Annotated in this window: 10 protein-coding genes; 4 read left to right on the top strand and 6 right to left on the bottom strand. The window is 56.6% G+C overall.

Features of this window, described 5'->3' with window-relative positions:
• Nucleotides 1-87: 87 nt before the first annotated feature.
• Both AC0L6S_RS03305 and AC0L6S_RS03300 read left to right on the top strand, forming a co-directional pair.
• Nucleotides 88-1,794, top strand: a complete 1,707-nt coding sequence (locus tag AC0L6S_RS03305) for a GMC family oxidoreductase (RefSeq protein WP_473427000.1) — start codon at nt 88-90, stop codon at nt 1,792-1,794.
• A 21-nt stretch (nt 1,795-1,815) separates the two neighbouring features.
• Entirely contained in the window at nt 1,816-3,264 is a 1,449-nt protein-coding gene (locus AC0L6S_RS03300) for a coniferyl aldehyde dehydrogenase (protein WP_473426999.1), read from the top strand.
• 12 nt (nt 3,265-3,276) lie between these two features.
• Here the strand turns inward: AC0L6S_RS03300 and AC0L6S_RS03295 are convergent, their stop codons facing one another.
• Nucleotides 3,277-3,603, bottom strand: a complete 327-nt coding sequence (locus AC0L6S_RS03295) for a DUF3301 domain-containing protein (protein ID WP_473426998.1) — start codon at nt 3,601-3,603, stop codon at nt 3,277-3,279.
• Nucleotides 3,604-3,609: 6 nt separating this feature from the next.
• Nucleotides 3,610-4,422 (bottom strand): alpha/beta fold hydrolase, encoded by an 813-nt coding sequence (locus tag AC0L6S_RS03290; RefSeq protein WP_473426997.1) that lies wholly within the window; start codon nt 4,420-4,422, stop codon nt 3,610-3,612.
• 64 nt (nt 4,423-4,486) lie between these two features.
• Between AC0L6S_RS03290 and AC0L6S_RS03285 the strand changes: the two genes are divergently transcribed.
• Both AC0L6S_RS03285 and AC0L6S_RS03280 read left to right on the top strand, forming a co-directional pair.
• Nucleotides 4,487-5,275: a hypothetical protein gene (locus tag AC0L6S_RS03285; RefSeq protein ID WP_473426996.1), complete on the top strand. Its 789-nt coding sequence runs from the start codon at nt 4,487-4,489 to the stop codon at nt 5,273-5,275.
• 34 nt (nt 5,276-5,309) lie between these two features.
• Nucleotides 5,310-7,154: a carboxylesterase/lipase family protein gene (locus AC0L6S_RS03280; RefSeq protein WP_473426995.1), complete on the top strand. Its 1,845-nt coding sequence runs from the start codon at nt 5,310-5,312 to the stop codon at nt 7,152-7,154.
• An 8-nt stretch (nt 7,155-7,162) separates the two neighbouring features.
• Here the strand turns inward: AC0L6S_RS03280 and AC0L6S_RS03275 are convergent, their stop codons facing one another.
• The 4 genes from AC0L6S_RS03275 to ppk2 form a co-directional block, all read right to left on the bottom strand.
• Nucleotides 7,163-8,290 carry a zinc-binding dehydrogenase gene (locus AC0L6S_RS03275; RefSeq protein ID WP_473426994.1) on the bottom strand — a complete coding sequence of 376 codons (1,128 nt, stop codon included), beginning with the start codon at nt 8,288-8,290 and terminating at the stop codon, nt 7,163-7,165.
• A 202-nt stretch (nt 8,291-8,492) separates the two neighbouring features.
• Nucleotides 8,493-10,277, bottom strand: a complete 1,785-nt coding sequence (locus tag AC0L6S_RS03270; RefSeq protein ID WP_473426993.1) for an SLC13 family permease — start codon at nt 10,275-10,277, stop codon at nt 8,493-8,495.
• A gap of 196 nt (nt 10,278-10,473) precedes the next feature.
• Nucleotides 10,474-11,430 carry a calcium/sodium antiporter gene (locus AC0L6S_RS03265; RefSeq protein WP_473426992.1) on the bottom strand — a complete coding sequence of 319 codons (957 nt, stop codon included), beginning with the start codon at nt 11,428-11,430 and terminating at the stop codon, nt 10,474-10,476.
• A gap of 136 nt (nt 11,431-11,566) precedes the next feature.
• Nucleotides 11,567-12,403: a polyphosphate kinase 2 gene (gene ppk2 / locus AC0L6S_RS03260; RefSeq protein ID WP_473426991.1), complete on the bottom strand. Its 837-nt coding sequence runs from the start codon at nt 12,401-12,403 to the stop codon at nt 11,567-11,569.
• Nucleotides 12,404-12,407 lie beyond the last annotated feature (4 nt).

Genomic DNA, 12,407 nt, shown 5'->3' with positions numbered 1-12,407 from the left:
TACATTTGTCTATTTGTGCAGAGCGGCGATTACTCTGCCAGACGCACGAATCCCGGATATCAGTTCTGATAAGAAAAGGTGGCACCCATGGCCGAATCACGTTCCAGCTATGATTACATTATTGTCGGCGCCGGCTCTGCCGGCTGCGCGTTGGCATATCGACTATCGCGTGAGGCCAGCCGTAAAGTGTTGTTGCTGGAAGCCGGAGGCAAGGACAACTCCCCATTGATCCACACCCCGCTGGGCTTTGCCTTCCTGATGAAAAACCCCAAGGTCAATTGGTGCTACGAGACAGAACCTGAACCCAACATGCACCACCGCCGTATCTCCTGGCCGCGCGGTAAAGTGCTGGGTGGTACCAGTTGCATCAACGGCATGGTCTATATTCGCGGGCAACGCGAAGACTATGACCACTGGAGTGAACTGGGCAACGCCGGCTGGTCCTATGACGAAGTACTGCCCTACTTCAAACGCTCCGAACACAAAGCAGAGGGTGGCAGTGACTACCACGGCTACGGGGGCCCGCTGTGGGTGGAGGATGTCGCTAACGAGCAGAAGTTGGAACTCGCCGATATCTATATCCAGGCTGCGATACAAAGTGATCTACCCTATAACCCGGATTTCAACGGAGCCACTCAGGAAGGCGCCGGTTACTATCAGGTCAATATCCGCAACGGCAAGCGCCAGAGCACCGCGCGCACCTTCCTGCGCGCATGCCAGAACCGACCTAACCTGACAGTCGTCACTGGCGCGCTGTGTGAGAGAATCCTGATTGAGGACGGCGCAGCGGTCGGCGTGGAATACCGCCTCAGCGGAAAGAAAGAGTCTCAGGTTCAGCGCGCCTATGCCAGCGGCGAAGTCACTCTGTGCGGTGGCGTGATCAATACACCACAGCTACTGGAGTTGTCGGGCATTGGCGATAAGGCACATCTGGAATCCTTGAATATTCCGGTTGAGAAGGACTTGCCAGGCGTCGGAGAAAACCTGCAGGATCACCTGACGATCAATGTACAGCAGGGGCTGCATGGCGTGCCAACCTTTTACGAGGAGAGCCGGCCGCTGGCCATGGTAAAAAATGTGTTCAAATACCTACTGAAAGGCCGCGGGCTACTGGCACACCCGGCAGCACAGGTGGGTGTGTTTTTCCGCACGAATGAAAAAGTAAAACGCCCTGACGCGCAGGTTCACTTTGCGCCCGCAGCGAGTGAGCCCGACGCCAAGGGCAATCTGAAACCCAAACCCGGCACCACCGCCACCGTGTGCTACCTGCGGCCCGAAAGCCGCGGCAGCGTGCATATAAAAAGCACGGAGGCAGACAAAGCCCCGGCGATTCGCGCCAATTATCTGGAATCGGAAAATGATCGCACGGCGATTGTCGCGGCGCTGCGTCGAGTAAGAGACATTTTTCGCTCTCCCGCGCTGGACAAGAACCTCGGTGAAGAATTTCGGCCGGGGGCGCTGGTACAGAGCGATGAGCAGATTCTTGACTATATCCGGGCGGAGGCCGAGTCAGTTTATCACCCTGTGGGCACCTGCAAAATGGGCTCCGATAAAATGGCTGTGGTCGATGAACGCCTGCGCGTACATGGCGTGAAACGCCTGCGTGTCGCAGATGCCTCCATCATGCCGACAATCGTTTCCGGCAATACCAATGCTCCGGCCATCATGATCGCCGAAAAATGCGCGGACATGCTGCTTCAGGATGCCGGGGTCAATGTCACATTGCCTGAACCACAAACTGTAAAAACCAAACCCAGGAAGCACAGAACCGCAAAAACTGCTGCCACCGCCTAAGCGCAAACAGAGGAACCTGAGATGAATGCACCTGTAAAAGACAGTTCCACCGACACCGACCTGCGCACCATCCTCGCTAGTCAACGCCATGCGTTTCGAGCAGAGGGGCCTGTCGCGCTCGCGACGCGTATTGACCGAATTGACCGCTGTATTGCCATGCTGGTCGACAACAAGGAAGCCATCTGTGATGCCGTCGACAAGGATTTTGGCTGCCGCTCCAAGTACGTCACGTTGATGACAGATGTGATGAACTCCGTCGGCAGCCTCAAGTTCGTGAAGAAGAACGTGAAGAAATGGATGAAGCCCGAGAAGCGATCACCCTTTATGCCGATGAATTTCCTCGGCGCCAAAGCGCATGTGCATTACCAACCCAAGGGTGTTGTCGGCATTATGACGCCATGGAACGTGCCGGTGAATATGATCTTCAGCCCTCTGGCTGATGTACTGGGCGCTGGCAACCGAGCGATGATAAAACCGTCAGAGTATACGCCGCATACGGCTGAGATCATGCAAAAGCTATTCGCACAGTATTTCGAAGTCTCGGAGATCACCGTTGTAACCGGTGGACCTGAAGTCGGTGCGGCCTTCTCTGCGCTACCGCTGGATCACCTGATCTTTACCGGTGCCACCAGCATCGGCCGGCTAGTGATGCGCGCCGCCTCTGAGAACATGGTACCGGTGACGCTGGAACTCGGCGGCAAGTCGCCGGTCATTGTCGGCGAGGATTGCGATATTCATGTGGCAGCAGAACGTATCATCACCGGCAAAGCGATGAACGGCGGCCAACTGTGTGTCAGCCCAGACTACTGCTTTGTACCCCAGAACCGGCTGGAAGCGTTCATCAACCGCAGCAAGGCGGTGATTGCTGAACAGTTCCCCACGGTACAGGGTAACCCCGACTTTGTTGCGTGCATTAACGAGCGACACTTTGAGCGTGTCAAAGGCTACATCAGTGAAGCCGCCAAAAAGGGTGCCCGCGTCATCCCGCTCTGCCCGCCCGGCGAGGAGTTTTCCACGAAAAAGGATCACAAGATCGCCCTGCACCTGGTGGTAAATCCCGAGGATGAGCTGGCCTGTATGCAGGATGAGATCTTCGGCGCCATGCTCAACATCAAGACCTACGACAACCTGCAGGAAGTGATCGACTTTATCAACGCTCGCGAACGCCCACTTGCCCTGTACTACTTTGGCAAAGACAAAAAAGAGCAGGATCGGGTGATCAATGAGACGCACTCAGGCGGGGTGGCTGTCAACGCTATTGCACTGCACGTGGCCTGCGATGACCTGCCCTTCGGCGGTAGCGGACACAGCGGCATGGGTAACTACCGTGGCCGCGACGGCTTCCGCACATTCAGTCACGCTCGCGGTGTGTATCGTGAGGGTTTTGTTGATATGGCGAAGCTGGCGGGCACACTGCCTCCTTACGGCCAGAAAGTGGCCGACATGCTGGAGTCACAAATCAAGAAGTAGGATCGCACTAGGCTAATGCAAGGTGGGCGCGCTTTCGGATACCACCACTGACTGTAATTGCTTGCCCAGCATGATGACGAATCCCTGACGGCGCTCGACACCGTCCCAGCTGTAGTCGAACCGGTATTGTCGCCAGATTCGCCAGCGCCTGGTGTCATCGCGACTCATTGAGACGCGCTGTATGTGCACTGATTGATCCAGCAACTGAAAATCGTCGCGCTCACTGCTGCGCTTCACCGCCTGTACTGCGAGTTCTCGCACGCGTACCGCGCCCAAAAAATGCAGGCAGAGCACGCCCAATACAAACAGTGCCACTACATCAAGAAGGGTAAAGTACACGCTAAACTAACTCTCGTCTTCGAAGTAATGCGCAAGCTTACGTTGTTCGGCGGACTCAAGAAAGCGCTGGACGATGCCATTGAACAACTGCGGTTTCTGCGCGTGCAGCCAATGGCTGCAATCGGGCATGATTTTCAGCTCCGCTGCGGGAAATAATGCCTGTATAGTCGGCCAATGCTGCGCCTGTATATAATCTGAAGCACCGCCCTTCACAAATAAAACAGGCCCTTCATACTCCAGTCCTGCCCCGGGAGCGATCAACAGCTCGGGCAATGATGCCTTCAGGCCAGCGACATCAAATCGCCATTGATAACCGTCCTGCTTGTCTGGCTGCAGACTACTCAGCAAAAACTGTATGACACCCTCCTCCGGGATATACGCAGCCATACGCGCAGCCGCCTCATCGCGACGGCTGCACGGCTGTGTCGCCACCGCTTCCAGCGCCGCAAATATATTTTCGTGATGCGCGGCATAGGCCACAGGGGCGATGTCGGCAACGGTCAGTGATGATACGCACTGCGGCCGGCGCAACGCCAATTCCATCGCTACTTTACCGCCCAGCGAATGGCCCACAAAGTGCGCCTGCGACAGCCCCTCGTCACCCATCCACTGCGCTACCTTATCGGCCATCACCGGCAAGCTCAGCGATGTCAGCCACGCCGACCTACCGTGATTTGGCAAATCCAGGCTAAATACTGTGTAGTGCGGCTGCAAAGCACGTGCCAACGCACCGAGATTGTTGGCCGAACCAAACAGACCGTGCAACAGAACGACCGCTGCTCCGGCACCCTCGCGCTTGGCGTACAAATCCGCTGTCATTTACCGCTGTGTCCTCTGCCAGTTTTTGCTACCATGGCCACACTATAATGGATTGGAACCCCGTATGCGCCGCTTTAAACCCCACTGTCACCTCGCCGCCCTGTTCATTGCGTTTAGCGCGCTGGTAGCCTGTAGCGGCACACCCACGTACAACCCCACCACGTTCCCCTATCAGATCGAGCAGGCAAAGCTCGATGAGAAGCCGATCAAAACGGTAGTCATTGCACATGTCAACCTCGGCACACAATCGCGCAACTATCTGGAAAAAGAAGCCCCCCGTATCGACGGCCGCGTCGCCAGTTACCTGAAAGAAAACGGCTTCAAGGTACTGCCTCAGAGAGAATTCGAGCAGCACTGGAATGTCGCAGAACGCGCCTTCGGCAACCCGGTGGATCCCACCACCGGCAAATTGAACCGCAAAACCTTCGCGCTGATCATGCATCAGGTGCGCGATGAAATGCAGGAATCGACCAACCTCGATGCCTTCATCTTCACCGATCTGGTGGAGTTCGAAGTAGCGTTCAGCAGTGGCCTGAAGCACATCGCACGCTGGGATGGTGTCAGCCGCACCCCCACTATGCAAGGGCCGGGTGACGGCGTCAGCACCGAGTTCGACTGGAATATGCTGGCAGCCGTCGCATCCCTACAGGTGACTATCTACAATATGGATCTGGAAGCTGTATTTTCCGGTCGCGGCGGCCTGGACGCCACAGACGCCATTGACAGCCGCTCCTCCTCGGGGCGTTATATCCGACGGCGGAATATTCTGGAGAATGACAGCAGTGTCGACGAGGGTATTCGCCTGGCTTTCTACCCGTTTATTCCTACAGACGACTGGCCGGGTAACCCTTAACGGCAAACCGCGCGGCCAAACCAGGGGCACAAGCTTGAAGAAGTTCCTCTTTTTTCTGAGTGCGGCCGTTGTTGCACTACTGACCTGGTATTTCTGGCCGTCTGCAGCACGCGATACAGTGCCCCGTACAACGGACGCAGAGACATTGCGCGATACCACCAGCGGACCCGTCATAGGCAGCAGTGATGCCGACAATACCTTTGTCTGGCTGGGCATTCCCTTTGCCGCTGCCCCTGTTGGCGATCTGCGCTGGCGCGCGCCACAGGCGGCAGAATCCTGGAGCCGGACTAGAGAGGCCATCGAATTTCGCGACCCCTGTGTGCAACTGTCCGGGCCACTCGATGGGCTCCCCGATGACAGTGGCGCAGTTGTAGGCAGCGAAGACTGTCTCTACCTCAACATCTGGGCTCCGCGTACCCACAGCGGCACTGAGTCGGAAAAACTCCCCGTCATGTTCTGGATCCACGGCGGTGGCAATACCATCGGCACCGCCAACACCTATCCAGGCTCCAAGCTAGCCGCGGGCGAGCAGGTCATTGTAGTCACCATCAACTACCGGCTGGGCTTCTTTGGCTGGATGAGCCACCCTGCGCTGCGTAAAGATGGCCGCGATGCGCTCGATGCCAGCGGCAACTATGCCAACCTCGACATGATTGCCGCATTGCAATGGGTGCAGAACAACATCGCCAATTTCGGTGGAGACCCGGACAAGGTTACGGTATTTGGTGAATCCGCTGGCGGTCGTAACGTCTATGCGCTGATGGGTTCACCTCTGGCTAAAGGTCTTTTCCAGCGCGCTATCGCGCAGAGTGGTTCAGTGAGTACCACACCGCGCTGGCGCGCCGAGAACTTTCACGATGATCCTAAACCCGGGATGGCGCTCAGTTCCAGGGAATGGCTTCTGCTGCAATTGCAGAACGCCGGCGAAGCAGCGGACCGGCATGCGGCTAAAATGGTCCTCGCCGGCATGTCGGATAATGAAATACACGATTTTATGTACTCGCGCGGCACCGCACAGATTCTCGAGGGCATCTCCGGCGGCGCCGGTATGTACCGAGCCCCGCAGGGTTTCCGCGATGGCAGGGTGTTACCTAGAACCACACTCAACAAGGTATTCAGCGACCCCGGCAATTACAATAACGTGCCGCTGATTACCGGCACCAACCGCGACGAGATGAAACTGTTTCTGGCGCAGAACCCGGAGTTCGTCTCGCTGCGCCTGGGGTTCATTCCACAGATAAAAGATCCCAAAGCCTACAACGCGCTCGCAGCCTACCTCAGCGACAACTGGAAAGCGCTGGCTGTCGATATGCCCGCGGATACTATCGCCACACACAGCCCACAATCCGTATTTGCCTACCGCTGGGACTGGGATGAGGGCGGTAAAAACTGGCTGGTTGATTACAGCGAATTGCTAGGCGCCGCCCACGGCCTTGAAGTGGCCTACATATTCAACGATTTCGAGGGCGGCATCAGCGTACCCGGGCTGTACAACCGCGACAACATACCCGGACGCGATCTGCTCGGCGCACAAATGCGCAGCTACTGGTCTGAATTTGCCCGCAACGGAGCACCGGGGCGCGGTCGCAGCGGCTCCCTGCCCCTCTGGAAGCCCTGGAGTAGTAAAGGGCCCAACATGATGATACTGGATAGAGCCGCCGACGGCGGCTTGCATATGGTCAGGGAGCCGATGACGGCGGCAATGCTCAAGCGCCGTGTGGCCGAAGATCCAGACATACCGGATCTGCGCACGCGCTGCGAACTGTATGTTCAGCTCTTTCTACTGGCCAACGCCGGCGCAGATGTGTGGAGTGCAAAGCAGTACAACACATTGGGTTGCGCTGAATTTGACCCCTGGTCTCTCGAGTTGAGTCGTTAAAGCCGCTGTTACGCCTGTGGTTTGATCAGGTACTTTTCCCCGGTAGCCTGCCGGCCGTACACCTGAATAGCCTCCAGTGACAACGCTTCTGCCAACGACACCTCTCGGGTGTAATGGCTGGCAAAGGTCGTTTTGATTTCGGCCGCGACCCGGGCCCGCATCTCAAGTCCTTTCTCCATACCGACTTTCTGCAGGAACGGCGTCAGCAGGAAACCGGACAGGCTCCAGGCAAAGCCGAAGTTCCGGTTAAGCACTGTGGGGCTGCGATCGAGACCGCCGTAGATGTAGACCTGCTTGAACACATCGCTGCCATACCCGTTGTATCCCGTCATACTGCGCACGGCAGCAGCCTCCATGCAGGAGAGTATTTGGCTGGCGAGCTTACCGCCTCCGGTGGCATCAAACGCCAACGTCGCACCGGTTTCCTCCAGTGCATCCGTGAGTTCGTCGTAGAAACGCTCACTCGAGGAATTTACTATATATTTGGCGCCCAGCTCTTTCAGTACCACTTCCTGTTCTGTCTTTCTCACGATATTTACCAGCTCGATCCCCTCATTAATACAAATGCGGTTAAGCATCTGACCGAGATTGGATGCCGCCGCGGTGTGAACCAGCGCTGTGTGGTTTTCCATACGCATGGTCTCGACCATCGCCAATGACGTTAGTGGATTGACGAAACAGGAAGCACCTTCAGCGGCTGTTGTGCCCTCCTCCAGCTCCAGACACATGAAAGCATTGACACAACGGTACTGGCTATACATCTCGCCACCGATAATACCCACACGTTTGCCCAGCAGCGCCTGCGCGGCTTCCGAGTCACCGGCGGCGATCACGGTGCCGGCGCCTTCATTGCCCACAGGTAGCGATTGCCCCACCCTCGCGGCGACCATTTTCATCATTTCCTCGGGCACCTCAGCCCTCACCATGGGTCTGTCGGCAGTTCCGGACACCCTGGCAGTACTCAGGTCCGCCGGGCCGAATAACAGTGCCAGATCGGACGGATTCAGCGGTGTGGCTTCAACTCTCACCAGTACTTCATCTGGCCCGGGCTTGGGAATGGCGACATCCAACAATGTGATTTCCAGCATTCGGTCTTCGGTGATGGTGGAGCGGAGTTGCAGTCCTGTACTTGCCATAGGTCTATCCTCAGTCTACGGTGCGGAAAGTTTTCCGGTATCCTACAGCTTCTGGCTGAAATTTACCCGCGCCGCTGACCCTTAAAGTAATAATCGGGCATGGCTCTCTCGGTCCGATACGCTCGCTCCCACCACACACAGGCCACCGCGGAGAGTGATAACGGACATCTCCCGACATTCAGTTGCCATCAAAGGCGAAATACTAGTTGAATGGCCATATCAGGGGCGCGAGCAATACGGTTACCAGTCCAAGCAGAATATTGAGCGGCACACCGATGCGCAGATAATCCGAGAAACGGTAACCGCCGGGGCCATAGACCATCAGATTGGTCTGGTACCCGATGGGCGTCGCAAAACTGGCCGACGCCGCCATCATCAGGCTGACAATAAACGGCCAGAGCGACACACCGAGCGACTCTGCTGCGGATTGTGCGATCGGGAACATCAGTACGGCAGCAGCATTGTTGGTGACGACTTCGGTGAGCACAGTGGTGAGGGCATAAATCACCAGTAACGCCAACCAGGGATTATCGCCGACCAGAGAAAGTCCGCTGGCAGCGATGGCACTCGCGGCGCCACTGACTTCCAGTGCGTTCCCCAGTCCAAGGGAGGCGCCGATCATCACGAGCACCGACCAGTCGATACTGGCTCGCGCTGAAGCGGTACTGGTACATCGCGTGACCAGCATAGTACCACCGGCGAGCAAAGCCGCCTGCAACATCGACAACCAGCCCGCCGCTGCCACTACCACCATCATGAATAAAATCAAGGTCGCTAACCAGGCGCGGTCGTGGCGCGGCACTGCCTCTCCCAGCAGCGGGTGCACCAGCAGGAAGTCGCGATTCTGTTGCTGTTGCTGCACAAACACCGGCCGTGTTTCCAACAACAGAGTATCGCCGGTATGCAAAACGATATCGCCAATTCGCCCTTCGATACGTTCACCATTGCGCGCCACCGCGATGACTACTGCATCGTACTGGGAGCGAAATTTCGCATCGCGAATCGAGTGACCAATCATTGGACAGGTAGCAGAAATGACGACTTCCACCAGCTGACGGTTACTGCGCGGCGTCGCCAGATCAAACAGGTTCTCCGGTGCGGGGACCAGGCCTGGCTGGCGCACCAGCTCGACCACGGAGTTGACAGCACCGACAAAGACCAGTCGATCACCGGCGTGTAATACCTCCTCTGGCGATACGGCCACTATAACATTGTCACTGCGCCATATGCCTGACAGAAAGACTCCCGGAAGATGTCGTAAGCCGGCGCGTTCCACAGTTTTGCCGACCAGCGGACTGGCGGTACTCACCATGAATTCTATGGTGTACTCACGCGCACTAGTGCCCTGCAACAACGGCGGAATGCGTTCGGGCAATAGCCAGCGCTGGGTTGTGATCAGATACACAAAACCCAACAGCGCCAGCGGGACGCCGACGGCCGCGACATCGAAGAAACCCATCGGGCCCAGCGACGTATGTTCCAGCACCAGGCCGTGAATAATCAGATTGGTGCTGGTACCAATCAATGTGCAACAACCGCCGAGAATTGCCGCGTAGCTAAGCGGCAACATCAGTTTGGATACCGACAGGCGGTGGCGTCGGCACCACTCCTCCACCACCGGCACCAGCATCGCCACGACAGGCGTATTGTTGAGAAACGCGCTCAGCCCCATTACCGGCAGCATCAAGCGTATCTGCGCATTGACCGTGCTGCGCGGCTTGCCCAACAATCGTGAGCCCAGAGCTTGCACCGCACCAGTGTCGACCAAACCTGAGACCACGACATACAGCACAGCGACAGTGACCAGCCCGGGGTTGGAAAACCCGACAAGAGCCTGCGGGGTATCAAGTACACCTGCCAGTAGCAGGCATGTCAGCGCACCGACCAACACTGTCTCTGGAGGGAAACGGTTGCTAACGAGAGCGGACAGACTGAACAGGACAACAAGCAGCGTAAGCCAGGCGTCAGCGGACATACTCGCTTCCATCGCTTTGCACTCCCTCTTATGAAATCCTGTCTTTACATGGAGGGTGCTCAACCGCCAGCCTTTCGAACCGCGCCAGGACTGCGATTGAATGCAGCGGCATCATATATCCGCTTTTTTTGCCTGACAATGCCCCGTCGTAGAGAGTCACCAGCATTCAGTCGAGTTGTGAAAAATACCTGTTTTGAAAACGCCCAACTCAGCCTCGTTGCACCACATAGACCATATAGACCAAATAAATGCAGACAAACGCGGCTCCCCATAGACGCGAGATAGTAGCGGACCTGCTGGTGACAACCGCCATAAGAATCAGCATCGTGGCAGCGATGACCATGACAATGTCCAAATTGCTGATTGCATCAAACGGCAATGGCTTGATGCTGGCCGTCACGCCCAAGATCCAGAGGATATTGAATATATTCGACCCCACAACATTCCCCACGGCGATATCCGCTTCCTTGCGCATCGCCGCCGCAGCGGACGCCGTCAATTCAGGTAGCGAGGTACCAATGGCAACTATGGTCAGGCCGATTACGGCATCGTCCACCTCCCAGGTCCGGGCGAGTGCAACCGCGCCTTCCACCGCCCATTCTCCGCCCAAGTAGAGGCCCGCAATACCAGCGACAATCAACGCGATCGAACGCGAAACGGAACGCGTGACGGGATCGGGAAGATCGCCATTGTTGGCCGAGCTGGACAGCGAAAATATATAGAGCATGAACAACAGGAAAAACAATAACAGGATCCCGCCATCGAACCGACTAATGCTCAATTCCTGCTTTGTGGTAAAGAGCGAAGCATTGGCCAGAAACCCAAGCAATATGGCGGCGCTGAGCGAAAAAGGAATCTCGGACACCACCGTGGAGTTGTGCACACGCAACGGATAAATCATCGCTGCGACTCCAAGTACGACCAGGATATTAAACAGGTTACTGCCGAGAACATTGGCGACAGCCAGGTCTGCACTACCCTGCAGCCCGGCAGTGACGCTAACCAGCATCTCGGGCATAGAGGTTCCGAGGGACACCACGGTCAAACCGATCATCAATGGTGAAACCTTGTATCTGGCCGCTACGGACGAGGCCCCCTTGACCAGCAGGTCCGCCGCCGCCACCAGCAAAGCCAGGCCGGCTAAGGTTTGTAGTACGTCCTGCATAAACAGATTACTCTTTTCAAAAGCCCGGGTTCTGAATAAATAACCATCGCCGCCACCGCTATCGCGCTGCAAAGAATGCCGCAATAAGCCACGCTTGTAGAGTGCAGAAAATGGTATTCAGGCGGGTTTGCTGGACTCAATAGCGCTCGGGCACATACGTCACGGGGTATTTCTCCGCCTTATCCCTACCCACTTTACGTTTACCGAGTGTAACCGGGGCCAGTGGCAGTTCCTTATACGGGATGTGCTCCAGCAAGTGATTGATGACGTTCAACCGCACACGACGCTTGTCCTCTGATCTAGCGGCATACCAAGGCGCCCAAGGCGAATCACTGGCCTGAAACATCGCCTCGCGAGCCTGCGTGTACGCGTCCCACATGTGATAGGACTTCAGATCCATATCCGACAGTTTCCAGGTCTTGCGGCCATCGTCCACCCGATCTTCCAGGCGGCGCTGCTGTTCCTCGGGGCTAACCTCCAACCAGTACTTGAGCAGGATGATTCCGGAATCGACCATGGCATGCTCCATCATTGGCACCTGGCTGAGAAAGTGCTCTGCCTCGTCCTCTGTACAGAAATCCATGACACGCTCGATGCCCGCCCGGTTGTACCAGCTGCGGTCAAATATCACGATCTCGCCAGCAGAGGGAAAATGCTTTATGTAGCGCTGGAAGTACAACTGGCTTTTCTCGCGCTCAGTCGGGGCAGGCAGCGCGACGACACGAAAAATGCGCGGACTGACACGCGCAGTGATCGCCTTGATAACCCCGCCTTTACCCGCGCCATCACGGCCCTCAAAAACAATGCAGACTTTCAGGCCGTGGTGCACCACCCAGCGCTGCAGGTGGACCAGTTCAATGTGCAGTCGTGCGAGTTCCTTTTCGTATGGTTTGCGCTTCATCGTTTCCGGTTTGGCCGCCGTGCGGTAGCTTGACCCGGATTTCTTTATTCGCTTTGTTGATTTATCTGCCACAACA

It is taken from the genome of Halioglobus sp. D3-4 (genome assembly GCF_055809315.1).
This window is presented reverse-complemented; position numbering and strand designations above follow the sequence as displayed.